Source organism: Nostoc sp. 'Peltigera membranacea cyanobiont' 232 (assembly GCF_002245985.1).
GTDB lineage: Bacteria > Cyanobacteriota > Cyanobacteriia > Cyanobacteriales > Nostocaceae > Nostoc.
In genome coordinates this window covers 1-25911 of the sequence record NZ_NOLK01000024.1, presented here as the reverse complement: position 1 = coordinate 25911, position 25911 = coordinate 1, and the positions used below count along the sequence as shown (strand labels likewise).

The window sequence follows — 25911 nt, the reverse complement described above, 5'->3', positions numbered from 1 at the left end:
CCACGCATCCCAAGTGGGCAAAATGCTCCTCAGATTGGAAAGCCGCTAGGTAACAATAGAAAGTCGAACTTCTGTTAGAGAGTATTCGTCTTTAAAGGAAAAGTTTTTGATTTACCGAAATTATGTAGAAATTGCAGTTCAGATGTGGTGAGGTCGCGCCATTGACCCAATTGTAGGTCATCTAATTGTAGGTGGGCTATGCTAACCCTGACTAGCCGCAAAGTCGGAAACCCTACAGCCGCAGTCATGCGCCGTACTTGGCGGTTTTTTCCCTCTGTCAAAGTCATTTCTAGCCAAGCTGTGGGTACATTTTTGCGAAATCTAATCGGCGGGTTACGTTCAGGTAACTGTGGCTCTGTTGGTAAGAGCCTCACTTCTGCTGGTTGAGTGCGGTAATCTTGAATTTCTACACCTGTATGCAACCTTTGTATCGCATCTGCATCTGGAATTCGCTCTACCTGTACCCAGTAAGTACGTTTATGACCAAAACGCGGATGGGCGAGGCGATGTTGTAATTGCCCATCGTTCGTTAACAGCAGTAACCCTTCACTATCCCAGTCTAAGCGTCCCACAGGATACACATCAGTTACATCAATATAATCTTTCAGGGTGATATGTGTGGGAGCATCTTTTGTAAACTGGCTGAGAACACCGTATGGTTTGTAAAAAATAATATATCTCATTGGGAATTGGTGATTGGGGATTGGGCATGGTCGTAGAATGGGCGACTTCTTTCGGATTCAAATCGTTCGTATAGTTCTGGATTCCATTTAGGGAACTCCAAAAAATAAATTATTCAATTTGTCTACTCAACTAGACTTCTTTCTTCCTTGTCTCCCTTGTCTTCCTTGTCTCCCTTGTCTTCCTTGTCCCCCTTGTCCCTCTGCGACGGAATATTTTTTTACTTGGAAATCCCTTATCTGGCATCTGTTGATAATTCCTCATTCGTAATTTATAAAGTCGTATTTTTTGATGTAAACGACAAAAAACGATATTGTCAGAAATTGTAAGTTCAAATTTGCTTAAGATACACACCCAATGCCCTATGACTAAATACTTTCGCTCCAACGTTGATGCAATGGCTAGCTACATTCCCGGTGAGCAGCCTCAACGCGGTACACAGATCGTCAAACTTAACAGCAATGAGAATCCTTATCCCCCTTCCCCTGCGGCACTAGCTGTGCTAAAAAATATCGATGGCGAGTGGTTGCGGCGGTACCCAGAACCTTTTGGTGGGGAGTTCCGGCAAGCTGCAAGTAAAGTTTTAGGAGTTCCTAGTGATTGGATCGTTGTCGGAAATGGTAGTGACGAATTGTTGGGTCTGATCGTTCGAGCCTGTGTAGAACCTGGGAAGAAGGTAGTTTATCCGATGCCAACTTATGTCCTGTATCGCACATTAGCAGAAATGCAAGCTGCGGAAATTGTTGAGATTCCCTACAGCGAGGACTACAGTTTACCTTTGGAAGAACTGGTTACTGTCGATGGTTCTGTGACATTCATTGCATCGCCTAATAGTCCATCGGGCCATCTGGTAACAACAAATGAGCTACGAAAATTAGCCAGCCAGTTATCTGGAGTTTTAGTGATTGATGAAGCATACATAGATTTTACCGAAGAAAATGCATTGGCTTTGGTAAAAGAATACGAAAATGTCATCATAATTCGCACTCTATCTAAGGGCTACTCGTTGGCTGGATTGCGCCTGGGGTTTGGGGTGGCGAATCCTAAACTGTTGCAGGGATTGTTTAAGGTGAAGGATAGCTATAACATTGATGCGATCGCTTGTGCAATTGGTACAGCTGCTATTACCGATCAAGTTTATAAAAATGCTTGTGTGGCAAAGATTAAAGCATCACGGAACCAGTTGGCAACAGACTTAAAACAATTAGGTTTTCATGTTTGGGAATCCCAAACTAACTTTTTGCTGGTACAGCCCCCACAAAAAAAAGCGGAATATCTCTATCAAAAACTGAAGGAAGGGGGAATTTTAATCCGTTACTTCAAGCAGCCTGGACTAGATGATAAATTACGGATCGCTGTTGGTACTGATGAACAAAATCAGGCTTTAGTGAAAGCACTAAGTTCTTTATTATAAATTTGACAATGCTCCTGTTAGGTAGCAAGTATTTCAGTGCTGAAGATAAGGACTAAAGCTCTAAGCTATGCAGGATAAGCGCTACAAATTTTAAAGCTATTGAACACTGAAGGTCTTGGGAATCAATCAGTATTCCCCGGCAGAGCCAGGGAAGGAGAAAATCTTAACATTAACTCGCTGCTAAATTGCCCCAACTTAAATAAGGTAATTTTGCAGATGTTGCCCGGACTTTGTCAGCATTGGCCACCAACTGACCGCAAGCGTCCCAAGTCCCAGAAATGAATGTGCTTCTACTACCTTCACCGATCGCAATTGGGGCGGTGTAATCACCAATTTGCACTTGCAAGGTTTCCAGATTGACTCTCACAGAAGCTTGGGGATTAGTAGCGACTAAATCTTGCAGTTGTTTAACAGTGACAGCATCGGCTGTCACACAAGGTATCCCCATTGCCACACAGTTACCAAAAAAGATTTCTGCGAAGCTTTCACCGATTAAAGCTTGGATTCCCCATTTTGCGATCGCTTGGGGTGCGTGTTCCCGTGATGAACCACAGCCAAAATTTCTATTGACTATTAAAATATTCGCCCCTTGGTATTGGGATTGGTCAAAGGGATGTTCACCTTTAAGTGCTGTCCGGTCATCAATAAACGCACCTTCGCCTAACCCATCAAAGGTAACGGCTTTCAAATATCGTGCGGGAATGATGCGATCGGTATCTATATCATTGCCCACTAAGGGTATACCGCGTCCTGAAACTGTTTTAACTTCACTCACCATAATTTTATATCTATTCTTTCAATGACAGACTGTTGAAAAAGGGACTGGGGACTGGGGACTAGGGATTAGGGAAGATCGGGGGGTCGGGAATAGATAAACTTTCAATTACCAATCCCCAATTCCCAGTCCCTAGTCCCCAGTCCCCAAAATTACAACAACTCACGCACATCAGAGACTTCGCCTTTAATTGCAGCAGTGGCGACCATCGCTGGACTCATTAACAATGTCCGGCCGGAAGAGGAACCTTGTCTTCCTTTAAAGTTGCGGTTAGAAGAAGAGGCACTGATTTGTCTTCCTTGTAACTTATCGGGGTTCATTGCCAAGCACATGGAACATCCCGGTTCACGCCATTCAAATCCGGCTTCCTGAAAGATTTTATCCAGTCCTTCAGCTTCTGCCTCTTCCTTCACCCTTTCAGAACCGGGAACAACGAAAGCTTTGATTCCCTCTGCAACATGGCGACCTTTGGCAATTTTTGCAGCTTCCCGTAAATCACTAATTCTGCCGTTGGTACAACTACCAATGAAGCAGACATCTATTTTAGTACCTTTGATGGGTTGACCAGGATATAAATCCATGTAGCGGTAAGCTTCTTCGGCAATAAATCGGTCTTCTTCCAGCAGTTCTTCCGGCTGAGGCACTGACTGGTTGATACCGATACCTTGACCGGGAGTAATTCCCCAGGTAATAGTAGGAGAAATTTCCGCAGCGTCAAATACAACTACATCATCATACTCGGCATCAACATCGCTCTTGATGGAATCCCACCAAGCCACTGCTTTATCCCAATCTGCATCAATGGGTGCAAAATCTCTACCTTTGAGGTAATCATAGGTGACTCGATCGGGATTAATATAGCCGCATCTAGCACCGCCTTCGATGGCCATATTGCAGACAGTCATCCTCTCTTCCATGTTCATTTGCTCAAATGTCGTACCTGCAAATTCGTAAGCATAGCCCACGCCGCCTTTTACGCCGAGGGTGCGGATGATATGTAGGATGACATCTTTGGCATAAACTCCTGGGTTCAGGCTGCCGTTAACTTCAATTTTTTTGACTTTCAGTTTCGAGAGGGCGAGAGTTTGAGCAGCGAGAACATCCCGAACTTGGCTAGTACCAATCCCAAATGCGATCGCACCAAATGCCCCATGACTGGAAGTATGGCTATCTCCACAAGCGATCGTCATTCCTGGTTGAGTCAATCCCAGTTCTGGAGCGATCACATGAACGATACCCTGACTACCAGAACCAATATTATAAAAGGTAATGTTATTTTCTCGGCAATTTTGCTCAAGTGCTTGAATCATTTCCTCTGCCAAACCATCAGCAAAGGGACGTGCCTGATTTTCTGTCGGCACAATATGATCGACTGTAGCAACGGTACGCTCTGGAAACAGTACTTTTAGACCCCTCTCGCGTAACATAGCAAAAGCCTGGGGACTGGTGACTTCATGAACTAAGTGAAGCCCGATAAATAGTTGCGTCAGCCCTGAGGGAAGTGTACCAACGGTGTGTAAGTCCCAAACTTTATCAAACAGGGTACCTTTGCTCATACGTCAATCAATATTTAAAGAGTCCGGTCTTAAATAGTATCAAAAAAGAGTCTAAGTTTTTCCCCGCCCTTCATATTAGTTACATCTTTACACTCATATTTCTCTATGCCCTCAGCGTCTCTGCGGTTTTATTCTTCCTTAACAAACCGCAGAGGCGTTGAGAATTCCCAGTATATCCCAAGCTTTTACCAATGCGACTAGCAAGAGCTTTTCCTAACTTGATACGAAAAGAACGTTAATAACTTTTCATTGCCCGTTGAATATCACGCTGATCTTCTCGTCGTTTCAGGTCTTCTCGCTTATCGTGGAGCTTTTTACCTTTGCCAAGGGCTATACTCACTTTTACCCAGCCGCGTTTGAGATACATTTTCAAAGGGATTAAAGTTAACCCTTGCTGTTCTACTTTGCCAATTAGCTTGCGGAGTTCTTGACGATGCAACAACAGCTTGCGTGTCCGCCGTGGTTCATGATTAAAATATTGTCCGCTGGCGTTATAAGGCGAGATATGAATATTGATCAACCATGCTTCGCCATTGCGAAGTAAAGCATAGCCATCTTGGAGATTGACTTTACCTGCACGAATTGACTTCACCTCGGTTCCTGTCAACTCAATTCCGGCTTCGTAAGTTTCCAGAATTTCATACAAATAACGGGCTTGACGGTTGTCAGCAATAACTTTGTAACCTTCGTTCTTGTCGCTCATTGATAATTTTGTGCGCTTTAAATGTACCTAAAAAATTATTTGGATTGTCTGGCGAATTATAGGGTATTCATTATAACCGCTATAAATATTGAACTGTATATCACTAATTTAGCTTTTCTAAGTTCATAATTAAGAGTTTTCTGGTAACTTTAAGTTATCAGATATGGATTAAATCTGAGGTTTACCCAGAATTTGGAGGATTTTGTCTCAAGTTTCCCAAAGAGTGGCTAAGTAAATCGGCGTAGATAATTAAAGGTTTGTAGTGTACCTTTGTGGGTATATTGCTATGAGACGCTACTCTTCTCTAGAAAATTATTTCAATCATGGCTACTTAACTTATATTTTGGTAAATTACTGATAATATTAATAATAATTTATACTATAATAAAAATCTACTCTGCCTGATTAATGAGTTATTACAAATTAAAAAGCTCTCTATGCCTCCTAAGCAGAGTGAGTCAAAGGCAGTTACACTCCGTTAACTCTTCCGAAAGATTTAAGATTTTCTTTATAAATCAACCCTAAAGTCAGTTATTAACTGGTAATCCTGTCATAGTATGAGACATAAGAACACTATTCTTACCAGTGTTCCCAGATGAAGCGCGTAGAAGCAAATTTCTGAGTAAAAAAATGCTAGGGGTGTATTGTCCATGCCCTTGACGATCCTTGTAGTGGATGATGATTTGGGCACTCGTCTGTCTGTTACCGACTATCTTGAACTGTCTGGCTACTGTGTGATCACGGCTAATGACGGTCAAGAGGCTTTGTTTATGGTGGATGAGTATAATCCTGATTTGATCGTCACGGATATTATAATGCCACAGATGAATGGCTACGAACTGGTGCGTCGGGTGCGTCAACAATCAATGTTTCGGTTATTGCCTGTAATTTTATTAACAGCCCGAACTAAGACCCAGGAAAGAATTCTGGGCTACCAGTCAGGGTGCGATTTATACTTACCCAAGCCTTTTGAACTGGAAGAATTAGCAGCAGCAATTCGCAATCTTTTGGAGCGATCGCAAATCATTCAATCGGAGTATCGCTTTTCTCATAAAGAGAGTTTGGGCATTTCCGGCTCGACAAAAGCGGCGGATGCCCATAATTCTCTGTCTACTCAAATTCAGAAATCCCATCTGCACTCATCCCTAACTCATAGAGAACAAGAAGTCTTAGAGTTATTGACTCATGGTCTGTCTAATGCCGATATGGGTCATCAGTTACACCTGAGTCCTCGTACAGTGGAAAAGTACGTTAGCAGTTTATTAAGAAAAACCTCAACCAGCAACCGAGCAGAATTAGTGCGTTTTGCCATGAAGCATGGTTTGGTGGAATAAAAAAGTGAGGAGTTCGGAATTAAAACTCCCAACTCTTGTACAGACGCGATTAATCGCGTCTCTACTCTTCACTTTTAATTTTTGTGAGCAGACCTTCACAAGCATCAATCAGTAAATCAATAACCTGATTAAATCCGTCTTGACCACCGTAATAAGGATCTGGAACTTCCTTTAGAGTGTGTCGAGAGCAAAACTCGCACATCAAACGAACTTTATGCTGATATTGCTTAGTGCGATCGAGAGTGAGGATATTATCATAATTTTCTCGATCCATCGCCAAAATTAAATCAAAGTCTTGAAAGTCTGACTTTTGAAACTGGCGTGCTTGACCACGCAGTTTAATTCCCAACTTTGTAGCAGCCGCAGCACTCATGCGTCTGTCAGGTGGGCTACCAACGTGATAACTAGATGTACCAGCCGAATCACAGAGGATGCTTTCGCTCAAGTCAGCCTGCTCAATTAGATGATTCATAATGTTTTCTGCCGATGGCGATCGGCAGATGTTACCTAAGCAGACAAACAGCAACTTGTAAGGCATAGATATTTTTTGTCCTTTGTCAATAGTCATTTGTCCTTTGACCAATGACTAATGACTAAAATCCAGGTAACTCCAACCCACTGGTTAATTCTTCCATGCGTTCCCGCATTGTTGCTGTGGATTTGTTGTAGGCTTCTTTCATTGCCACTGTCACGAGATCGGAAAGTACTTCTGCACCTTCCCCTAGAGCATCTGGAGAAATTTCTACCCGCTTGGGTTCTTGGTTCCCACTGACAATCACCTTCACCAGACCACCGCCAGATTCTCCTAGAATCTCCATTTGCTCCAATTCTTCTTGGAGTCGCTTTGCACCTTCTTGAACTTGCTGTGCTTTCTTAAAAGCTTCGGCCAGTTCCTTCATTTTTCCTAAGCCAAAGCCGAATCCTTGTCCTTTACCTGTCATAATTATTTGTACGCTTATGCGTTGAATAACAAATCAAATTCAATTATAGATGCGGTAAGTAACTTGCCTCTTTTTTTACTAATAATTAATGCATTCAGGAATTGGGCATTGGTCATTGGGCATCAATTGTCTTTCCTCACTACATCATTTTTACTATTCCCCATTCCCCATTCCCCATTCCCTATCCACAAGCACCTTGAAACTCTCCGAGCATTTTGACTTCTGGCTCTAAATTAATAGACCAACGTTCTTGTACCTGATGTTGAATGTGGCGAATAAGACAGAAGATGTCACTAGCTTTTGCCCCACCCCGATTAACGATAAAATTAGCATGGAGTAGTGCTACTTGCGCTCCACCAATTTGGTAGCCTTTGAGGCCAGTTTGTTCAATTAACCAGCCAGCACTGTAAGGTTTGGGATTGCGGAACACACTCCCACAACTGGGGAAGTTGTATGGTTGTGTGCTTAACCGATGCTTTTTGTGTTCTTTGGTGATTGCCACAACTTTTGCTGGGTCTGCACCTGGTGCGAGTTGTAAGGTGGCTTGGGTGACTATGCGATCGCCACCTTGCAATAATGAAGTCCGGTAGTTATAACCTAACTGTTCTGGGGTAAGAGTCTCCAGGGTTCCATCGGGTGAAAGTACCTTGGCACTAACTAACATATCTGCGATACAGCTATTATGTGCCCCTGCATTCATCACTACAGCACCACCGGCTGTTCCGGGAATGCCAACAGCCCACTCCAATCCTTGCCACCCTAATTCTGCTGCCGCCCATGCCAAGCTAGGAATTGATTCTCCGGCAGCAACGGTTAATTGACCGGTTTGGGGGTCAAAGTTGCTGAAGCGGAGATGACGAGTTGCAATGACTAAACCTGATATCCCACCATCGCTCACCAGGAGGTTAGAACCGGCTCCCAGTGTTGTCACCTTTAAATCGCGTTCTTTTGCGTATTTGAGACTGGCTTGCAGTGCTTCTAAGTTTCGGGGGGCAACGTATAAATCAGCTGCTCCCCCAACCCTATAGGAAGTAAACGCTGACAAGCAAGCCTGGGACTTGATCGCACAATCAGTATTTGGTAAGTAAATTACTTCACTATCCACCGAATTAGCCGTTTGATGTTTCTTTGTATTCAAAGCAGAAACTGTGCAGACGTTTCCAACTGCCTGGGAAATGGTCATCTTTACTTTGTATGGGTAAAATTTTTACATTAATTTACCGCAAAGATACGGTAAGAGAATTCACAAACGGAACCGTTGCTAGACGGGCGCTTTGCTCAGAAATGAAGTCTTCGCAAAGTCTCCACTTAAGATGTGGCTTTAGCAGGTTCGCAAAGTGCAGTAATTACTTCAGGAATCACCTGATTCAAGTTCCCAGCCCCTAAAAACAGCGCCAAGTCTCCTGGGCGTAATGTTTTTAACAAGTACTCACGCACTGAGGGTAAAGTTGGTTGATAAACTACGTGCGAATGCTGTTTAGCAATTTCTGCCGCTAGCTGTTCGCCAGTAATTTGCCCTAAATTGGGTTCGCCCGCACTGTAAATATCAGTTAGCACAACCAAATCAGCATGGGTAAAAGACTCGGCAAATTCTTCTAAAAAGGTCAGTGTCCGGCTATAGCGATGGGGTTGGAAGATAGCAACAACTTTTTGCCCTGGTCTTGCTTGTAAACGGGCAGCGGCGAGAGTAACGCGAATCTCGCTGGGATGATGAGCATAGTCATCAATGAAGGTAATACCATCAACTTCACCCCGGAGTTCAAAGCGTCGTCTTGCTCCTTCAAAGGTGGCAATACCTTTAGCGATCGCTCCAAATTCTAAGCCCAAGACGCGACCAACCGCAACTGCTGCCAGAGCATTGCTGAGATTGTGCCGACTGAGCAAGCGCAACTTCAACACGCCTAAAGCTTTGCCTCTTTCCCAAACTAGAGCAGTGGTGCCATCAGCACGGTAATCAATATTAGTAACGGTATAGTCAGCGTTGGTATCTGAGTGTAAGCTATAGCTCAGGGTGGGTTGCAAGCGATCGCGCACTGTCGCACAGTCAATGCTACCTATTAGAGTTTTACAACCCTTAGCAAATGTCTGGAAGGTGTCAATGACTTCTTCTAATGTATCGTAATGGTCAGGATGATCGAGTTCAATATTGGTGATGATGCCAATTTCTGGAGCGTGTTTTACCAAAGAACCATCAGATTCATCCGCTTCGGCTACCAAATATTTGCTTTGTCCCAATCGAGCATTACCAGACCATGCATTGACTTCGCCACCGACTAAAATCGTTGGGTCTAGACCTGCTTCCAGCAGCATATAACCAATCATGCTACTAGTTGTAGTTTTGCCGTGTGTTCCTGCTACTGCAATACTGTAGTAATCGGCAATTAAGGCGGCTAGTACATCTGAACGATGTAAAACTGGGCAACCTAATTCTAGCGCTGCTTTGTATTCTAAATTATTAGTGTTAATTGCTGTTGAACAAATGACTTGAGGTAGTTTTGACTTAGTATCAGCAGTTAATTGTTCTTGTGAATTTAATACTTGAGGGCGAAAGAATTCGAGATTGCTTGCCTCTTGTCTACCAAAAATATGAGCACCGATAGATTCCAATTTGTGCGTAATATGGTTTGGACGAAGATCCGAACCTGATACTGGATATTGACGCTTGGCGAGAACGTATGCCAGAGCAGACATACCTATGCCGCCGATGCCAATAAAATGAAATGGTCTACCACTAAAATCTACAGAATTAGTCATTTATTGCTCCTCTTACACCACACCACACCATAATCACAAATGACACGCGTATCATAACAGGAATTTGATTTTTACTGTAACTACTCCTATATCGTGTTTATCTTTAATGGCCAGATGTTCTTTCTGCTCTGGTTTTGCGCGTTCAGAATGATTTTACCTTGGTTGGAGGTTTTTACTATTTCTGAACTGTTGTTAAGATTATTCTGAAAATTTTGGCTACATCGGGAAAGAAATTCTTGTAATGTCAAATACATATTTTTGTCTACCTTACTGGAATTGGCTACATAATACATTGTTTAGTGAAACTGATTTGAAATTGCATCAAGTTTAGGCGTAAATTGACTACAATAGTACATTGGTAATGAAACTATTTTTCAATTGCATAAAACCCAGGCATAACTGGATGCAGCAACTAGCAATTTTTGGTGGCACATTTGATCCAATTCATTGGGGACACCTGCTCGTAGCCGAGACAGCAATGCAAGAATTATCCCTTGAAAAGGTAATTTGGGTGCCATCCCTAAGTCCTCCTCACAAAGAAGCAGCTTTGTTTGAGCATCGCGTCAAAATGCTGCAATTAGCCATAAAAGATAACCCAGCGTTTACTGTCTCACTAGTGGAGGCAAATCGCTCTGGGACTTCTTATGCCATTAACACCCTGATTGACTTATCTGCTTTTTACCCAAATACTCACTGGTACTGGATTGTGGGCTTGGATACTTTCCAAACCTTACCTCGTTGGTACCGTGGACACGAACTAGCACAAATGTGTGATTGGTTAATCGCACCCCGACTGCTAGGTGGTGAGACTATAACTCAAAGCAAATTAATCTGCAAGCAAGTGGAGCAACAACTGAGAGAGCAGTCGTACACCATTTACTGGCAACTCTTGAATATACCTTTGGTAGGAGTTTCGTCAAGTCTAATTCGCAAATTGTGCCGCGAACGCCAGTCAATTCGTTATTTAGTCCCGGAAGCAGTCAGATCGTATATCACTAACAACAATTTCTACTCGAACAAATCTGAATAAATTATGTGTTTTTTTATTGATCTAACACTTTATGGTTATAAGTGCCCCCCCCCTTTGCGATATGATTGGGGTCAACGATATCAACATATAAGCATAAATACAGAGGGCAAGACACTGTGATTAGAGTTGCAATCAACGGTTTCGGGCGAATTGGACGTAACTTTGCACGTTGCTGGGTGGGTAGAGAGAATAGCCAAATCGATCTTGTCGCTATTAATGACACGTCAGACCCTAGAACCAATGCTCACCTGCTGAAGTATGACTCGATGCTAGGAAAGATCAAAGGTGCTGAGATTAGTGCCGATGATAACTCTATCATCGTTAACGGTAAGACCATTAAGTGCGTATCCGATCGCAACCCAGAAAAGTTGCCCTGGAGAGATTGGGGAATTGACCTAATTATCGAAGCAACCGGGGTATTTACTAGCAAAGAAGGAGCGCTGAAGCATGTAAATGCTGGAGCCAAAAAAGTTCTGATTACCGCTCCTGGTAAAAACGAGGATGGCACTTTTGTGGTTGGTGTGAATCATCATGATTATGACCACAATATACACAACATTATCAGTAACGCTAGCTGTACTACCAACTGCTTGGCACCAATTGCCAAGGTGTTGAACGATAAGTTCGGCATCATCAAAGGTACGATGACCACCACCCATAGCTATACAGGCGATCAGCGCTTGCTAGACGCTTCTCACCGGGATTTGCGACGGGCGAGGGCAGCAGCGATAAACATTGTACCCACCTCCACTGGTGCAGCAAAAGCAGTTGCACTGGTTATCCCAGACCTCAAAGGCAAGCTTAATGGCGTTGCCTTGCGCGTACCTACCCCGAACGTCTCAATGGTAGATTTCGTTGTTCAGGTTGAGAAGCGTACTATTACTGAAGAAGTTAACCAAGCTCTCAAAGACGCTGCCGAAGGCCCACTTAAAGGCATTTTGGACTATAGCGAACTAGAACTGGTATCTTCCGATTATCAAGGGAGTGATGCTTCTTCGATTGTCGATGCTAACTTAACTTTGGTCTTGGGTAATGACTTAGTAAAAGTTATGGCATGGTACGACAACGAGTGGGGTTACAGCCAACGAGTTTTGGATTTGGCAGAATTGGTAGCCCAGAAGTGGCAATAATTTTTCATTAGTCATTGGTCATTGGTCATTGGTCATTAGTCATTAGTCATTAGTCATTAGTCATCGGTCATTATAAAAATGACAAAGGACTATTGACAAAAATGTTGAAATCCCTGCCTGAGACTCAGAACTTGGTCAGGGAATTTTTTTTGTTCGTCGTGTAATAGTACTGTTGAGCCGGGTGTAATATTGCCGACGATCGCAGCACCTTGACCAAGATGTTGTACTAATGTTAATGCTAACTCTTGTGGCAAGCAAAGCACTAATTCAAAGTCTTCGCCACCGTATAGAGCATAAGCTAGTGCTTGTTCTGGTGTTAGCCAATGGTCAAAAGCTACTGGCATGGAAATTTGTCTGCGTTCTAGGACAGCGCCAACACCACTGGCGCGGCAGATTTGGATAATCGCATCTGCTAAACCATCACTACTATCCATACCGGCAATGGGTCTGGGGCATGGGGATACTAAAATTTTCCAGAGGATTGGTAACACATCTAATCGTGGCTGTGGGCGCTGGTGTGAGCGGATTAGAGCCATGCGTTCTGCATGTTTGAGGTCTTGTCCTAATTCGGGGTGTAAAAGCAGTTCTAAGCCAGCGTGGGAGGCTCCATGAACGCCTGTAACAACGATCGCATCTCCCACTACAGCAGCAGAACGGCGGATAATTTGACTAGGGTTAACTTGACCAAAAGCGGTAATTGCCAGAGTAGTTATAGGCGATCGCACCACATCACCCCCAACAATTGAGGTATTGTATTTTTGCAGGCATTCTGTCATTCCCTGATACAGTCGCTCAACCCAACTCACCCTAACTTCACCGGGGAGTCCCAACCCAACGGTAATTCCCAATGGGGAAGCACCCATCGCTGCTAAATCTGATAAATTGGCAGCAGCAGCCCGCCAACCAGCATCTTCTGGGGAAGTGGTGAGGTTGCTAAAATGTACGCCGTCAACTAGAACATCTGTAGTCACCACCAAAGATTGCCCTGGTGCAGTCTTAAGGACTGCGGCATCATCGCCAATAATCTCTGGTGGACAGAAACCCTGTAATCTTTCTAAAAGACCTTGTTCGCCAATGTCTTTAACTTCTTTAGTCATTAGTCATTTGTTATTGGTTAATTCTCCCTATCTGCCTCATCCCCAACTCCCCCAAGTTACGATAAAGGTATCGTCTAGGGGGATGTTGGAATGGTCTCTATACCAGTAACAAAGCTCACATTTGAAGAGTACTTAACTTATGATGATGGCAGTGGTTTTCACTACGAGCTAGTAGATGGCAGGCTGGAATTAATGAATCCCCCTACAATTCAACATTTCTTGATTGTCGCTTTTTTAGATACCGCATTCATAGCGGAAATTCAGCGCTTGAGTTTACCTTGGTTAACTTTTCGCGAAACTGGGACGAGGACGGGGAAAAATAAGTCTAGGTTAACTGACTTGTCTGTGGTGACGCAGGAGCAAGCAAGAGAATTGATCAATGCATCAGCAGTCTTTGAGTCCCCACCATTACTAATTGTAGAGGTAGTCAGTCCAGATTCTATAAACCGGGACTATCGTTATAAGCGGTCTGAATATGCGGCGGTTGAAGTGCCAGAATATTGGATTGTAGACCCACTAAAAGAAAAGATTTCTGTGCTGTGGCTGGAAGAAGGATTTTACGAAGAGACGGTGTTTACTGGCGACCAGCAAATTGGATCGCGGACTTTTCCAGAAATGGCGATCAACTGCGATCGAGTGTTCGCTGCCGGCAATCTAAATCAGGGGAGTTAGGAGAGACGCGATGAATCGCGTCTGTACAAGAGTTAGGAATTATTTTGCCCCTGCCTCTTTCTTATGCTGCTTGCGGCTCAACCAGATTTTCTATTCCCTGGACGACTTTTGCCGATTCAATTTTGTCACCTGCTTTCAGTTTATCCAAAACTTCTCTGCCTTCGGTGAGATAGCCAAAAACGGCATAACGACCATCCAATAGATTGCGTCCGGCGGGGGTGAGTTCTGGGTCAAACAAAAAGAAGAAGAATTGTGATGAACCACCATTTACTTCACTTTCGGGACGAGCCATCACGACTGCACCAAAAGCAGAGAAAGGTAGAACTGGCATATCAACGTAACGACCAGCTTCTTCTAGAGTAATACCATAAGTAGGTGCTTTATCACCTTGAACTAAGACTTCTAAAGGAATAGCGCGATATTTGCCCGTCTTGGGATCAATGTAACCCACGTCTTTCCCCGCAGGATCTCCAGTTTGCAGAAAGTAAGATTCTTCAGAACGGGTAAATTCTAAGTCATTATAAAAACCCTTCTGTACTAAATCGACAAAATTACCAGCAGTGACAGGGGCGCTATAACCATCTACTACAACGGTCAAATCGCCTTTGTTGGTTTTGATTTCTACAGTGGCATGACCTTTAAGTTGTGGCAGGTTGCTGTACTGGACAGGTACTTCAAAGGGGAATTCTTTCACCATTGACTCTTCTAGCTGAGTCACGAGATTCAGAAGTTTGCCTCTTTCTTGTAGAATTTGTTCTTTATCTTTGCTGTTCGCCAATTCTTCTAATTTACCCACCCCAGATTTCAACTCGGTAATCCAAGCTTCAGCTTGGGGTTGGCGTTCTGCGGGAACGCTTGTTAAGATTTGGGAGGGTTTATCGAGAATACGGGATGCTTTGCTGATGTCCTTGGAAATTGCACCCCATCGCCGATTTGCCCGCAGCTGGGCAGAGATGTCCTCTAGACTGGCTTGTAGTTGCCGTACAGGTTTGTTATCTATCGGGAGTGCATATCGCAACAAAGCCTTGCCATCGGTAATTGCGTTGCCAGATGGCAGCGCGGCGCTACTGGAGGGAGTCCACCCAGCTGTAGTTATGCCTAAAAATATTGTTACCAGCAGTATTGCCATTAGGCTGTTCTTCAGCCAGGATTTTAATAAGTTAAGCATGGGATAACTCAAATGCAGCATTAAATTGTTGACTGGACGTAACCCATAAATAATCTTCCCACGTTAGGTGATGAGTGGATCAGAGGTCTAGGGCAGGGGAACAAATGACAACTAACTAATGACAAATGCCCAATGACTACTCTAGAAGGGTACAATAAATGCCGATTGTCTTCCAAAATTTGAAAGTTTCATGATCTCCAGTAACGACTTTCGACCCGGTGTTTCAATTGTATTGGATGGGTCTGTATGGCGAGTGCTTGAATTCCTACACGTCAAGCCAGGTAAAGGTTCTGCCTTTGTCCGAACTAAGTTAAAAAATGTTCAGAGTGGGAGCGTGATGGAAAAAACGTTCCGAGCTGGAGAAACTGTGCCCCAAGCTACTCTAGAAAAAAGCACGATGCAGCATACCTATAAAGAGGGCGATGAGTTCGTCTTTATGGATATGGAAACCTACGAAGAAGGTAGATTGACCCGCGCACAAATTGGCGATCGCGTCAAATACCTGAAGGAAGGTATGGAAGCTGAAGTTATTAAATGGGGCGAACAGGTGCTAGGAGTAGAATTGCCTAAATCTGTGGTTCTAGAAATTGTCCAAACAGACCCAGGTTTAAAAGGTGACACTGCCACCGGTGGCTCAAAACCCGCAACTCTGGAAACTGGTGCAATTGTGATGGTTCCTTTGTTTATTTCTCAAGGAGAACGCATCAAAGTTGATACCCAAGAAGATAAGTATATCAGCAGGGAATAACTTTCATCTCTACGGAGATGCTTGTTCCCGATTGAAATCCCTACATCAGGATTAAATCCCTGCCACACTTAAGATGCTAATTTACGGATAGGTCGAGGTAATAAAAACTGTGCCATTGGACTTTAATGAAATCCGCCAACTATTGGCAACTATCGCACAAACAGATATTGCAGAAGTCACGCTCAAAAGCGATGATTTTGAACTAACAGTCCGTAAGGCTGTGAGCGTCAGCAATCAGATGTTGTCGGTAGGTCAACCGACCTTCGGCGGTGTGGTAGGTTCGGGCTTGACATCGGGTTCATCTGGAGGAAACCAGACGAACACGAGTCAGGTAACGGAGGTGTCCACATCTCGCGTGTTTGAGAATACTGGTAGTAGCACACAATTGCAGGTATCAGTAAATCCTCCCTCAATCATTGACCAGAGATTAGTAGAAGTGCCTTCCCCAATGGTGGGAACGTTTTATCGCGCTCCTGCACCTGGGGAAGCGGCATTTGTGGAAGTTGGCGATCGCATCCGCAAGGGTCAAACAGTCTGTATCATTGAAGCCATGAAGCTGATGAATGAAATCGAAGCCGAAGTCTCTGGACAGGTGATGGAAATTCTTCTCCAAAATGGTGACGCTGTAGAATATGGTCAACCTTTGATGCGAATTAACCCCGATTAAGTATTAATCTATATATGAAGTGAGTAATTGTTAAAACTTCAGTCCTTGCGGGTTAATCCTGATGAAACAAACGTTGCCTTTACCGCCAGAAGTGGTGCAACAAGTAGCTGAATACTTCAGCCTGTTAAGTGAGCCGATGCGCTTGCGGCTGCTCCACTTATTACGGGATGAAGAAAAATGCGTGCAAGAGTTGGTAGAGGCAACACAGACTTCTCAGGCAAATGTGTCAAAACACCTGAAGGTAATGTGGCAAGCAGGTATCCTTAGCCGCCGCAGTGAAGGAACTTGCGCCTATTACCGGGTGGAAGATGAAATGATTTTTGATTTGTGTAATCGGGTTTGCGATCGCCTTGCCACAAGGTTAGAAGAACAAGCCCGTAATTTTCGTGTATTAAATAGCAAACGTTAGGTCAGTTGTCATTTGTCAGTTGTCCTTTGCTAATGACTAATGACTAATGACCAATGACTAAAGCTGATAATTTTTATCAAAGCTTTCACGAGTTAGTGGCTGTTGTAACTCTAAACCTTCACCACCTAAAACATCCAACGGTTTGCCGTTCACGTCAATGTACACCTTGGCTTTGGGATTTAAAGTTGTCGCAGTATAAACAACTTGTCCCACGCGACCCATCATTGATGTGCTACCACCACCACTGGTAAAATCTTCTGATAAATTAACGTGAACTTCGTTATTTTCTGATTTCAGCCCCAAAAGTTTGGTTCCTTTTGGGATAGTTGTGGAACCTGTCGCTTCTGTTGTTGGCCCTGCTAACAAACTTTGGAAAGCTGCTTCTAAAGGCTGGTTAGGTAGTATAGAAGCGACTTTAACAGGCTGGGGAACCAAAACAACATTTTTGTCTTTTGGTGTGAGCCAATAAACATTGGGGGTTTTTTCGTTAGCAACTGGCTGTCTAGTTGATGGCTGTGCTGGTTGAGCGATTTGCCCAGAGGGGTTTGACGGTATGGGAGTATTGCTGGAGTGGGAGGTAAACCAAGCCACACCACCACCCACCGCTACAACCACTGCTGAGACTGCGGCAATTGCGCCTGAAGAAATACGATTAGATCCTTGTTGGTCTTTCATGTTCAAAACCTTCCTAACTGAGGGCTGATATGGTAGTTATGTGAGGAGCAGCCTGGTTAACGACGATACTTATAAGTTGAGAGTTTCCACAACCCAGAGGAGACTTACTTTATGCCTCTTAATTCTGCAAGTCCCTAATTCAATTTTAGAATTTTTATTTCTAATCCGTCACCTACCAAATTATGTAAATCTCATTCTTTCTGGAGATGATTGAAGATTAAATTTACAACGCAGAGGATAACGCAAAGGAACGCGGAGTATTTCTCACAAAAGTCCTGAGTGCTTAGTGAAGAACCCTCTGCGAACCTCTGCCTAAACCTTTGCGCCCTTTGCGGGAAGGCGTTCGCGTAGCGTCTCGTAGAGAAGCGCCTATGCGTTTAATCTTTACCGTCTATTACTTCGGTAATCCACTGTTTGAGTGTCGCTGTAACTTCATCAATGACAATTTCTTGAGATTTACGGGTGGCTCTTTCTACAACTTCGACTTTGCCATTAGCGATCGCGCGTCCGGTTACAATTCTGTAAGGGATACCAATCAAGTCAGCATCTTTAAATTTCACTCCCGCCCGTTCATCGCGGTCATCTAGTAGGGTTTCGATTCCCGCTTGATTGAGTTGGGTGTAAAGCTTTTGGGCGATTTCGACTTGTTGAGCATCCTTAATGTTCGGAATTGTGACGATCGCGTGATAAGGAGCGATCGCAACTGGCCAAATAATCCCATCTTTATCGTAAGATTGCTCTACGGCAGCTTGTGCTAATCGTGACACTCCCACACCAAAACAACCCATAAATAGTGGCTTTTCTTCACCCTGTTCATTGGTATAAGTTGCACCCATTGCTTGGGAATATTTAGTGCCTAATTGGAATATATGACCGGCTTCAATTCCACGGGCGCTTTGTAAGGTTTGTTCTGGGTTATGGATGGCGCGATCGCCTGTTCTTGACTTACGAATATCTACTACTTTTTCTGGTAACTTAAATTGCTCGCTCCAATTAGCACCAACTACGTGATAACCAACTTCATTCGCGCCTGTAACAAAGTTTTTTAAATCAACGGCTGTTTGATCCACCAAGCGCAAAAAGTTGGGATGAATCTGTTTATTGGCGGTAATATACTCATCTGCGATATCTGGCGCAATGTAGCCTAAAGGTAGAGATTTCGCTCTCCATGCTTGCTGGGCTTCTACATTTGGGACATTGAAACTAATAATAGTTTTAGCGCCATACTCAGAAGCTAATTTAGTCAATTCATTTTGCAACTTGACTTCATTAACTTCCTGATCGCCTCGAATGCTTACCAAAACTAACACCGTTGTACCATTATCATAAACTGTCTGATAAAGGACATTTTTCACCAATTGAGTGGGAGAACATTTGAGGATTTGACAAACCTTTTCAATGGTTTCTGTTCCAGGTGTATCTCGTTTCTGATATGTTGTAAACCGTGAGGTTTCGGCATCAATTGGTAAAGAAACAGCCTTTTCTACGTTAGCGGCGTATTTACCATCCTCAGTATAGAGAACTTCATCTTCACCAGCTTCCGCCAAAATCATGAATTCTGTGGAACCAGAACCACCAATTGCACCAGAATCAGCTTCCACTGCCCGAAAAGCTAAACCAGAACGCCGCAGGATATTGCTGTACGCTTTATACATATCCTGGTAAGTTTCTTTGAGGCTGGCTTCATCAACATGAAAAGAATAGCCGTCCTTCATGATAAATTCCCGTCCGCGCATTAAACCAAAGCGGGGGCGAATTTCATCGCGGAACTTGGTTTGAATTTGGTAGAGATGTAGTGGTAACTGCCGATACGAGCGAATCATATCACGAGCGATCGCTGTGATTACTTCCTCATGAGTTGGGCCTAATCCTAATTGTTGCTCGCGGCGGTCAATTAGGGAAAACATGATCCCCTCAGCTTTGGTGTAAGTGTCCCAGCGTCCCGATTCCTTCCATAAGTCCGCAGGTTGTAATTGTGGTAAGAGACATTCTTGTGCGCCTGTAGCGTTCATTTCTTCCCGCACAATCTGGGAAACTTTTTGCAGTACCCGCCACATTAGCGGCAAATAAGCATAAAGACCACTACCGATGCGACGAATGTAGCCTGCACGGAGTAATAATTTATGGCTAGGAATCTCAGCATCAGCTGGATCGTCCCGGAGTGTAACGAATAACATTTGTGACAGTCGCATCGTTTATAGCCTTTATTCGATCGCTAATTTCTATGTCAACTAAAGTATGAAGTATTAAGGATGAAGTACAAAGTATACAGTGTTATTTCTTTTTCATTTTTATTTATAGCTTTCCGCCTTTTTTGTTCGCAACTTTAGGAGAAAATTACCTTGGCAGATGTAATTTATCAAGCACAAGCACCCTTAGAATTTATTCCTCCGGCCTTTAACCCCTTATTTTTACGATTCGTCCATCTGTTGCTACCCAGTTGGATAAACTGGCAAACATCTATTACCCAAATTGAAGCAGACAACATAGAGGTTCTAGTGGATCTCTATCGCCAGTTTCAGGAGGGTAAGATCCGTTTTATGCTGGCATTTCGCCATCCGAAAACAGACGATCCACTTTGTTTAGCCTACTTGTTATCTCAACTTGTACCAAAGATAGCGCGATCGCAGGACACAACACTACAACTTCCGATTCACGCTCATTTTATCTACGATCGCGGCATTCCTCTATGGGCAGGTTCCCACGTTGGTTGGATTGCTTCTCATTTAGGTGGGACTCCGATTCAGCGAGGTAAGGCTGACTGGACAGGTTTACGTTCGGCGCGTGACTTGTTTGCCAATGGGAAATTCCCGATGGCTGCTGCGCCAGAGGGTGCAACCAATGGTTTATCGGAGAATATCAGTCCTTTGGAACCCGGTATTGCCCAATTAGGCTTTTGGTGTGCTGAAGACTTGCACAAAGCTGGAAGCGACCAACAGGTTCTAATTGTACCAGTTGGGATTAAATATAGTTACGTTGATGCTCCTTGGAGTGCGATCGCAAATCTTTTAAGTGAATTGGAAGCGGCTAGTGGTTTACCTGTGAATTCAGCAGAAAATGCTTCGATAGAGTCGCTTTATCCTCGCCTATTGACTTTGGCAGAACATTTACTTTTGCTAATGGAAGAATTTTACACACGTTTTTATCATCAAAAACTGCCAGATCCTAACATTGTCAATGGGCAAATTCCAGATAGAAATGAAGCATTAGCAGTTCGTTTACAAGCTTTATTGAATGCAGCGTTGTTAATATCAGAGCAGCATTTTGATTTGCAGTCAAAAGGTAATTTAAGTGACCGTTGTCGGCGAGTAGAACAAGCTGGCTGGAATTATATATTTAGAGAAGAATTTAAGGATGTAAAAGGAGTATCTGCCGTCGAAAGAGCTTTAGGCGATCGCGTTGCAGAAGAAGCGAATGCGCGAATGTGGCACATGCGTTTAGTAGAAAGTTTTGTGGCAGTTTCTGGTAATTATATTCGTGAAAAACCGACGGTAGAAAGGTTTGCCGAGACAACTTTAATTTTATGGCAAATGATTGCTAAAATCAAAGGCGATAAAGGTATACAGCGTCCACAATTGGGCAAGCAAAAGGTAAAAATAACTGTGGGTGAACCGATATCTATTTCTGAGCGTTACCCAGCGTATAAAGAAAATCGCTTGGCTGCTAGACAAGCTGTTGCTGATGTTACTAATGATTTGCAACATGCGTTGGAAGGATTGATTTGATTAGGAGGGTTGCACCTTTAGTTAGGAACCAGAATAAAGCTGTCAAGTCGCCTCGCTCCAATTAAAAATTAAAAATTATTAATTAAAAATTGGGCGCTGCTGAATCATGGGATGATTTCGCCCCTTGGCTCCTGACTTCCTTAACTTGCAAGAGGGCAATCTAAATACCCAAGTGTTCATCCAAACCCGATATTACTTTCTAAACGTAGATCAATGCAGATAAAGAAGTTCTAGCGATCGCGGCTTTAGATGCCCTGTACGGAGATGCTGCCGGGATATGGTTTATTAAGCTTGCACAAACTCAAAAGTTTTGCAAAACTGTCTAAATAAATGGGTGCAGAAAATCGTAGGCTACTAGACCCGCTAGGCTTTGCTCTTATTTAACCTTTCATCCAATGGGTTAGATAAAAGCAATTTTAACTAAATATGTCATTTGTTCTTTGAGTTTTATAAAATTACCGTTAAGTTATCCAAATTATATTTTCAGAATAATCACGCTTTTCTATTTTTGTAATTCAAATTACAAATAGAGAAGTCCAGAAAATTGTGATTCTCTAAATCAAGTTATAAATAATGAAAACTCAAATCTTATTCAATTTACTGAAGGTTGGCGTTGCTACTTTTGGAATCTTCTTTGTGGCTGGTCAAGGAGCCTATGCTTCCGACTTAAAGGGAACAGCATTTAGCATATCTTTGGAGTGTATGAATGACACTACTGGTCTTTTGATGGGTCAAAACTCCACTGATGCTAATGGCTGGCAATATGCATTCGATTCAAACAAAGATGGGATGAACGGGAATTACTGGGTTGGTGCTGCACCAGGTTCAGTCAATCCCTACGATATCTCTGGTATGGCTATTAAAGAAACTGCTACCAGCGTCATTGTGGCAATCAATGGCAATATGAAGTTAACAGGAGAGGCTGAAGGGGGTGCTGCTGGCGGTCAGATTGGATATGGTGATTTGTTCTTCAATATGGCCGGTAAGACCTTTGACAATGCTATGAGCAGTGGGGATTTGTTTGGTATTCATTTCTCCTCAGTTAATGCTTCAGGGGTACAACAACTCGGTGTTTATAGTGATGTTCAGGCAAAGACAGTTACTAATATCAAAGAGGGCTACACTGTTGCTACATACGGTGGTTTAGCAGGAGGAGGGAATTCTTACGAAAGTCAGGTAGCACAAGGTGGTGGTACTGTCGGTTATGGTGATTTGACCAGTAGTTACTTTACCAATAACGGCAAGGACAATACATTTAATCTTAATGTCATCAACTCTGGAAATTATCTGAGTGGAATCTCGTTCTTAGCACAGGGTAATGTAACGCAGCAGTTGCTAACCACTGGCTATAATGCCACCAAATTTAATGGCACACAAACCATTGCATTTGAATTCAAGAAATCTGGTGTTGTCCAATCGACTCCTGAGCCTGCTAGTCTCGCTGGTTTAGGAATTGTTGGTCTGGCTTTGGCTGGTAGCAAGCGACGCAAGAAATTAGCGTAACAATTGGGTGGGGACTATTTGCAATAAGGCTTGATTTATCTTCAGTGAGTAATAGCATTTTGGATAAAGCTTAAGTGAAAAGTATCCCAAACTGTGTAGATTTAGCCATTACATATTAAAGAAATAAAGTTAAATGCCTTTACTTTTTAGTCAGGGCATTTCTTTTTTTAAACACCATTATATAGGGTAATATAGCGCGTCTACTCACGATAATAAAATTGAGCGATCGCGTTTTATATCCTAACCTGGAAATACCTTAGATAAATCCACAACTAAATCAGGGAGGCAGGGCAGATTAACTAATTCATTTGGCAGAAAAATTAACTTGCGGCGATAACCAAATTTAACTTGCAAAGTTTGATAAGGTTCGCTGTAGCACTCCAGATAATTATCTACTAAATTAAATATCCAATAATCAGAGATATTTGCTTCTGCATAAATAGGTAGCTTTTCCTCTTGGTCATATTTTAAGGATGAATCGGCAATGTCAATTAAGAGTAGAATATCAGATGGGCTGGGATGATTCGCTAGATAGTCATCATCTCTATTTTTTGCAATTACCCTATCTGGTTCAGGCTCACTGTTGTTAGACAAAGTAATTGGTTGTTGTCCTCGCAGGGTTGCGCGATCGCCTACTAGCTTATACAATTCTCTCTCTAGGCGTGTTTCACAAACAGAGTGCAGTGTACCTTTTGCTACCATCTGGATTATTTCACCCTTAATTAGCTCAACTCGCTCATTCTCCTCAAAGAAGCCGAGTTCAGCTAGACGGTGATATTCAGCTATAGTAAAGCGTTTAGCAGTGGTAAGGCTCATAACAGCTACGAGAATGCAGAGTTATTTTTATCTTAATATAGCTGTAGCTGATTAAAGTTGTGTGATGGAGGGTGGTGAGGTGTCTGGATCTTTTTCTTTATCAACTTCTGTAACTGTTTCTATACTTACACCCTTCCAAGGAAAGTTAAAATCTGGCTGAATATTTTTGAGTTCATTAATGGATTTCAAGAAGAAATCTTTAATAGCAGATAGTTGATTTTCTTGAGATAAAAACTCTTGTAGGCTTTTTCGATAAAAAATAGCTGACCAATCTGGCAAGATGGTTAAATTCTCAGGAGTCCATATATTAGGCTGATCGTTAATGACTTTGTGCATGGATTCAATAATTTTTGGGCGTTCTACAAAATGAGGGGAGACCTCTAAACATATACCTAGATATGGATATTCCGTAAAATTATCTGGATTTAAATTAAAATATCCAAGACCACACCAAAAATTATCGCCTGAAAACTTAGTATATATAATATATCTGCTGCTCCATCTCCATTGAGTCATACTTGCTGCGCCTTTGATAACACCTCCGAAAGCTAGCTTGAATTCGCGTTGTACTTCTTCGCTGAGGGTTGATTCCATGAGATTGAGAGTTTTGTTAAAATTCACTATTGTCAATAAGTCAACTGATGAAAATTGATTAGTGTGAGACATTCCATTTTTCCTCATGAAGATTAATATTTCTTGTGCTAAGATATCGGACGCGCGTTCTTTTAAGAAGCTATAAAACTGATACCACCTGAGTTGGAAAAAATTTACCTTGGGTAATAAATCAAGGCAGTATTTTTTTCTTTCATCTTTTGGGTCATAATCACGGGTAATGTAAATTAAAATTCGATGTCTGACATTTGGTAAATTACTCAAAATCTCAGCATATTTTTTTAATTGCCCCGGTACTTCTGTAGAGCAAATTTTTGATTCAATAAATATTACATCTGTGCTTAAACCATTTGATAATTCAACCACAATATCAAGTCTACTGTCTTCAGGATGGCTCGCCAGTGCTTGATGTTCTTGCTGAGTTGAAATTTTGATGCTGGAATAATTATTATCACTAATGATTGAGTGATGTTTTAGCCAATCAATTAAAATATCTTTATTCAAGGATAAAAAATAAGCAACAATCTCAGTAAAAAAATCTTCACGCGGTTTGTTTCCTGAATGCAGGTTGAGTAAATTGGTAAATAAAGACATTTATTTTTAACTATTTAAGATAATTCCAAAAAAGCAAATATACCGGGCGATTAGAAATCGCGGCTACACAAACAAAGTCCACCTCCGTGGACTAAGAAAAAATCAACAGTTTTTAACCTGCGGAGGCAGGTTTTGTCTGTGTAGCCGTGACTTCTAGTCGCCTGGCTAGTAATAAATTAGACTTTTCAAACTAACGTTGCAGCAGTTATAACTTAGCCGATCGCAGTTTGACAAGATTACTGTATGATACTTAGAACAAATAGAGGTAAAATTTTTACCCCTACAAAGTTGTGTATTTTTTTAATAATAGCTAGAGAAGGTTACTACTATTGAGTTAAATGACTTTCTAGCAAAGATGCGATCGCTTCAGGATGAATATTCTTGTATTTCTTTTTACCAAGGTGTAAAACACAGTTGGGGGCGCTGCTACAGCATTTTTGGCAACTGGTATGTTCAATGGTAACTTTGTCTAACAAACCGCGATCGCACAAAGTTTTTTCTAATTCTGATAATAACCCTTTACCACCACGTTTCAGACAACCGCCCTTTTGACATACCATAATCCTCGCTTTGGTTTGAGGTGGTAAATCTTGCTTTGGACACCCATTAATTGATGTTACCTGATAGGCTTTAATTTTAATTTCACTTGTACGCGAATCTATCTTACTATAACCACAAACGCGAACTTGCTGACCAGGAACTAAGGATGAACTTAGAGAACGGCGCAACTCTTTAGACAGTTTAATTTCCACATTTCCAGATGGAATTGCCAATTGCAAGTATTTATATTTTCCTGATTCACCACCAACAAAACCTAGTAACTGTCCCTCAAGGTTCAATTCTGATAACGTCAAATGTTTGTCACCCATGATTGATAAAAAGTTATTGGGGATTGGGGATTGGGGAT

At 42.5% G+C, this 25911-nt stretch carries 25 protein-coding genes; 10 read left to right on the top strand and 15 right to left on the bottom strand.

The annotated features are described in order from the left end of the window. Nucleotides 1–74: 74 nt before the first annotated feature. Nucleotides 75–683 (bottom strand): rRNA large subunit pseudouridine synthase E, encoded by a 609-nt coding sequence (locus CDG79_RS10745; RefSeq protein ID WP_094342125.1) that lies wholly within the window; start codon nucleotides 681–683, stop codon nucleotides 75–77. A gap of 362 nt (nucleotides 684–1045) precedes the next feature. On the opposite strand from CDG79_RS10745, the gene hisC reads away from it, so the two are divergent. Next, the gene (hisC, locus tag CDG79_RS10740) at nucleotides 1046–2095 is read left to right on the top strand and encodes a histidinol-phosphate transaminase (protein ID WP_094342124.1); all 1050 of its coding nucleotides are present in this window, start codon (nucleotides 1046–1048) and stop codon (nucleotides 2093–2095) included. A gap of 169 nt (nucleotides 2096–2264) precedes the next feature. Here the strand turns inward: hisC and leuD are convergent, their stop codons facing one another. The 3 genes from leuD to smpB form a co-directional block, all read right to left on the bottom strand. After that, nucleotides 2265–2873 (bottom strand): 3-isopropylmalate dehydratase small subunit, encoded by a 609-nt coding sequence (gene leuD, locus CDG79_RS10735; RefSeq protein WP_094342123.1) that lies wholly within the window; start codon nucleotides 2871–2873, stop codon nucleotides 2265–2267. 149 nt (nucleotides 2874–3022) lie between these two features. Next, on the bottom strand, nucleotides 3023–4426 hold the full coding sequence (leuC, locus tag CDG79_RS10730; RefSeq protein ID WP_094342122.1) for a 3-isopropylmalate dehydratase large subunit: 1404 nt from the start codon (nucleotides 4424–4426) through the stop codon (nucleotides 3023–3025). A 235-nt stretch (nucleotides 4427–4661) separates the two neighbouring features. Beyond that, nucleotides 4662–5129 carry an SsrA-binding protein SmpB gene (gene smpB, locus CDG79_RS10725; protein ID WP_094332194.1) on the bottom strand — a complete coding sequence of 156 codons (468 nt, stop codon included), beginning with the start codon at nucleotides 5127–5129 and terminating at the stop codon, nucleotides 4662–4664. Nucleotides 5130–5779: 650 nt separating this feature from the next. Between smpB and CDG79_RS10720 the strand changes: the two genes are divergently transcribed. Then, on the top strand, nucleotides 5780–6463 hold the full coding sequence (locus CDG79_RS10720; RefSeq protein WP_094342121.1) for a response regulator transcription factor: 684 nt from the start codon (nucleotides 5780–5782) through the stop codon (nucleotides 6461–6463). A gap of 61 nt (nucleotides 6464–6524) precedes the next feature. On the opposite strand, the gene CDG79_RS10715 is transcribed toward CDG79_RS10720, so the two are convergent. The 4 genes from CDG79_RS10715 to murC form a co-directional block, all read right to left on the bottom strand. Next, a complete protein-coding gene (locus tag CDG79_RS10715; RefSeq protein ID WP_094342167.1) occupies nucleotides 6525–7001 on the bottom strand; it encodes a low molecular weight protein-tyrosine-phosphatase in 477 nt (158 codons plus the stop codon). Between the two features lie 55 nt (nucleotides 7002–7056). Next, the gene (locus tag CDG79_RS10710) at nucleotides 7057–7404 is read right to left on the bottom strand and encodes a YbaB/EbfC family nucleoid-associated protein (RefSeq protein ID WP_069070420.1); all 348 of its coding nucleotides are present in this window, start codon (nucleotides 7402–7404) and stop codon (nucleotides 7057–7059) included. 181 nt (nucleotides 7405–7585) lie between these two features. Further along, nucleotides 7586–8587, bottom strand: a complete 1002-nt coding sequence (murB, locus tag CDG79_RS10705) for a UDP-N-acetylmuramate dehydrogenase (protein WP_094342120.1) — start codon at nucleotides 8585–8587, stop codon at nucleotides 7586–7588. A gap of 125 nt (nucleotides 8588–8712) precedes the next feature. Beyond that, on the bottom strand, nucleotides 8713–10158 hold the full coding sequence (gene murC / locus CDG79_RS10700) for a UDP-N-acetylmuramate--L-alanine ligase (RefSeq protein ID WP_094342119.1): 1446 nt from the start codon (nucleotides 10156–10158) through the stop codon (nucleotides 8713–8715). Nucleotides 10159–10561: 403 nt separating this feature from the next. Here murC and nadD point away from each other — a divergent pair, with 403 nt between their 5' ends. Together nadD and CDG79_RS10685 are read left to right on the top strand one after the other, a co-directional pair. Further along, entirely contained in the window at nucleotides 10562–11188 is a 627-nt protein-coding gene (gene nadD, locus CDG79_RS10690; protein WP_094342117.1) for a nicotinate (nicotinamide) nucleotide adenylyltransferase, read from the top strand. Between the two features lie 116 nt (nucleotides 11189–11304). Continuing rightward, nucleotides 11305–12318, top strand: coding sequence for a type I glyceraldehyde-3-phosphate dehydrogenase (locus CDG79_RS10685; RefSeq protein ID WP_094342116.1), 1014 nt, complete (start codon nucleotides 11305–11307; stop codon nucleotides 12316–12318). An 89-nt stretch (nucleotides 12319–12407) separates the two neighbouring features. Here the strand turns inward: CDG79_RS10685 and thiL are convergent, their stop codons facing one another. Beyond that, nucleotides 12408–13415 (bottom strand): thiamine-phosphate kinase, encoded by a 1008-nt coding sequence (thiL, locus tag CDG79_RS10680; RefSeq protein WP_094342115.1) that lies wholly within the window; start codon nucleotides 13413–13415, stop codon nucleotides 12408–12410. 90 nt (nucleotides 13416–13505) lie between these two features. Here thiL and CDG79_RS10675 point away from each other — a divergent pair, with 90 nt between their 5' ends. After that, complete coding sequence (locus tag CDG79_RS10675; protein WP_094342114.1) at nucleotides 13506–14087, top strand: Uma2 family endonuclease; 582 nt, start codon at nucleotides 13506–13508, stop codon at nucleotides 14085–14087. Between the two features lie 61 nt (nucleotides 14088–14148). Here CDG79_RS10675 and CDG79_RS10670 read toward each other — a convergent pair whose 3' ends face one another. Then, nucleotides 14149–15255 carry a peptidylprolyl isomerase gene (locus tag CDG79_RS10670; protein WP_094342166.1) on the bottom strand — a complete coding sequence of 369 codons (1107 nt, stop codon included), beginning with the start codon at nucleotides 15253–15255 and terminating at the stop codon, nucleotides 14149–14151. A gap of 190 nt (nucleotides 15256–15445) precedes the next feature. Between CDG79_RS10670 and efp the strand changes: the two genes are divergently transcribed. The 3 genes from efp (at nucleotide 15446) to CDG79_RS10655 (ending at nucleotide 17079) form a co-directional block, all read left to right on the top strand. After that, complete coding sequence (efp, locus tag CDG79_RS10665) at nucleotides 15446–16003, top strand: elongation factor P (RefSeq protein ID WP_094342113.1); 558 nt, start codon at nucleotides 15446–15448, stop codon at nucleotides 16001–16003. A 109-nt stretch (nucleotides 16004–16112) separates the two neighbouring features. Further along, nucleotides 16113–16670: an acetyl-CoA carboxylase biotin carboxyl carrier protein gene (gene accB / locus CDG79_RS10660; protein ID WP_094342112.1), complete on the top strand. Its 558-nt coding sequence runs from the start codon at nucleotides 16113–16115 to the stop codon at nucleotides 16668–16670. Nucleotides 16671–16731: 61 nt separating this feature from the next. Then, nucleotides 16732–17079: an ArsR/SmtB family transcription factor gene (locus tag CDG79_RS10655; RefSeq protein ID WP_012407243.1), complete on the top strand. Its 348-nt coding sequence runs from the start codon at nucleotides 16732–16734 to the stop codon at nucleotides 17077–17079. A 57-nt stretch (nucleotides 17080–17136) separates the two neighbouring features. On the opposite strand, the gene CDG79_RS10650 is transcribed toward CDG79_RS10655, so the two are convergent. Next, nucleotides 17137–17754: a GerMN domain-containing protein gene (locus CDG79_RS10650; RefSeq protein WP_094342111.1), complete on the bottom strand. Its 618-nt coding sequence runs from the start codon at nucleotides 17752–17754 to the stop codon at nucleotides 17137–17139. 377 nt (nucleotides 17755–18131) lie between these two features. Continuing rightward, nucleotides 18132–19946, bottom strand: coding sequence for a proline--tRNA ligase (locus tag CDG79_RS10645; protein ID WP_094342110.1), 1815 nt, complete (start codon nucleotides 19944–19946; stop codon nucleotides 18132–18134). A gap of 150 nt (nucleotides 19947–20096) precedes the next feature. On the opposite strand from CDG79_RS10645, the gene CDG79_RS10640 reads away from it, so the two are divergent. After that, nucleotides 20097–21479 (top strand): glycerol acyltransferase, encoded by a 1383-nt coding sequence (locus CDG79_RS10640; RefSeq protein ID WP_094342109.1) that lies wholly within the window; start codon nucleotides 20097–20099, stop codon nucleotides 21477–21479. Between the two features lie 573 nt (nucleotides 21480–22052). Then, nucleotides 22053–22982: a PEP-CTERM sorting domain-containing protein gene (locus CDG79_RS10635; protein ID WP_094342108.1), complete on the top strand. Its 930-nt coding sequence runs from the start codon at nucleotides 22053–22055 to the stop codon at nucleotides 22980–22982. Between the two features lie 240 nt (nucleotides 22983–23222). Here CDG79_RS10635 and CDG79_RS10630 read toward each other — a convergent pair whose 3' ends face one another. The 3 genes from CDG79_RS10630 to CDG79_RS10620 form a co-directional block, all read right to left on the bottom strand. Beyond that, nucleotides 23223–23798, bottom strand: coding sequence for a Uma2 family endonuclease (locus CDG79_RS10630; protein WP_094342107.1), 576 nt, complete (start codon nucleotides 23796–23798; stop codon nucleotides 23223–23225). 51 nt (nucleotides 23799–23849) lie between these two features. Next, nucleotides 23850–25004, bottom strand: coding sequence for a PD-(D/E)XK nuclease family protein (locus CDG79_RS10625; RefSeq protein WP_094342106.1), 1155 nt, complete (start codon nucleotides 25002–25004; stop codon nucleotides 23850–23852). A 326-nt stretch (nucleotides 25005–25330) separates the two neighbouring features. Further along, nucleotides 25331–25873, bottom strand: a complete 543-nt coding sequence (locus tag CDG79_RS10620; RefSeq protein WP_094342165.1) for a (2Fe-2S) ferredoxin domain-containing protein — start codon at nucleotides 25871–25873, stop codon at nucleotides 25331–25333. Between the last annotated feature and the right edge of the window lie 38 nt (nucleotides 25874–25911).

Bases quoted from the DNA above. Each gene is read 5' to 3' on its own strand.
- CDG79_RS10745 (WP_094342125.1), bottom strand. From the start codon at position 683: ATGAGATATATTATTTTTTACAAACCATACGGTGTTCTCAGCCAGTTT.
- hisC (WP_094342124.1), top strand. From the start codon at position 1,046: ATGACTAAATACTTTCGCTCCAACGTTGATGCAATGGCTAGCTACATT.
- leuD (WP_094342123.1), bottom strand. From the start codon at position 2,873: ATGGTGAGTGAAGTTAAAACAGTTTCAGGACGCGGTATACCCTTAGTG.
- leuC (WP_094342122.1), bottom strand. From the start codon at position 4,426: ATGAGCAAAGGTACCCTGTTTGATAAAGTTTGGGACTTACACACCGTT.
- smpB (WP_094332194.1), bottom strand. From the start codon at position 5,129: ATGAGCGACAAGAACGAAGGTTACAAAGTTATTGCTGACAACCGTCAA.
- CDG79_RS10720 (WP_094342121.1), top strand. From the start codon at position 5,780: ATGCCCTTGACGATCCTTGTAGTGGATGATGATTTGGGCACTCGTCTG.
- CDG79_RS10715 (WP_094342167.1), bottom strand. From the start codon at position 7,001: ATGCCTTACAAGTTGCTGTTTGTCTGCTTAGGTAACATCTGCCGATCG.
- CDG79_RS10710 (WP_069070420.1), bottom strand. From the start codon at position 7,404: ATGACAGGTAAAGGACAAGGATTCGGCTTTGGCTTAGGAAAAATGAAG.
- murB (WP_094342120.1), bottom strand. From the start codon at position 8,587: ATGACCATTTCCCAGGCAGTTGGAAACGTCTGCACAGTTTCTGCTTTG.
- murC (WP_094342119.1), bottom strand. From the start codon at position 10,158: ATGACTAATTCTGTAGATTTTAGTGGTAGACCATTTCATTTTATTGGC.
- nadD (WP_094342117.1), top strand. From the start codon at position 10,562: ATGCAGCAACTAGCAATTTTTGGTGGCACATTTGATCCAATTCATTGG.
- thiL (WP_094342115.1), bottom strand. From the start codon at position 13,415: ATGACTAAAGAAGTTAAAGACATTGGCGAACAAGGTCTTTTAGAAAGA.
- CDG79_RS10675 (WP_094342114.1), top strand. From the start codon at position 13,506: ATGGTCTCTATACCAGTAACAAAGCTCACATTTGAAGAGTACTTAACT.
- CDG79_RS10670 (WP_094342166.1), bottom strand. From the start codon at position 15,255: ATGCTTAACTTATTAAAATCCTGGCTGAAGAACAGCCTAATGGCAATA.
- efp (WP_094342113.1), top strand. From the start codon at position 15,446: ATGATCTCCAGTAACGACTTTCGACCCGGTGTTTCAATTGTATTGGAT.
- CDG79_RS10655 (WP_012407243.1), top strand. From the start codon at position 16,732: ATGAAACAAACGTTGCCTTTACCGCCAGAAGTGGTGCAACAAGTAGCT.
- CDG79_RS10650 (WP_094342111.1), bottom strand. From the start codon at position 17,754: ATGAAAGACCAACAAGGATCTAATCGTATTTCTTCAGGCGCAATTGCC.
- CDG79_RS10645 (WP_094342110.1), bottom strand. From the start codon at position 19,946: ATGCGACTGTCACAAATGTTATTCGTTACACTCCGGGACGATCCAGCT.
- CDG79_RS10635 (WP_094342108.1), top strand. From the start codon at position 22,053: ATGAAAACTCAAATCTTATTCAATTTACTGAAGGTTGGCGTTGCTACT.
- CDG79_RS10630 (WP_094342107.1), bottom strand. From the start codon at position 23,798: ATGAGCCTTACCACTGCTAAACGCTTTACTATAGCTGAATATCACCGT.
- CDG79_RS10625 (WP_094342106.1), bottom strand. From the start codon at position 25,004: ATGTCTTTATTTACCAATTTACTCAACCTGCATTCAGGAAACAAACCG.
- CDG79_RS10620 (WP_094342165.1), bottom strand. From the start codon at position 25,873: ATGGGTGACAAACATTTGACGTTATCAGAATTGAACCTTGAGGGACAG.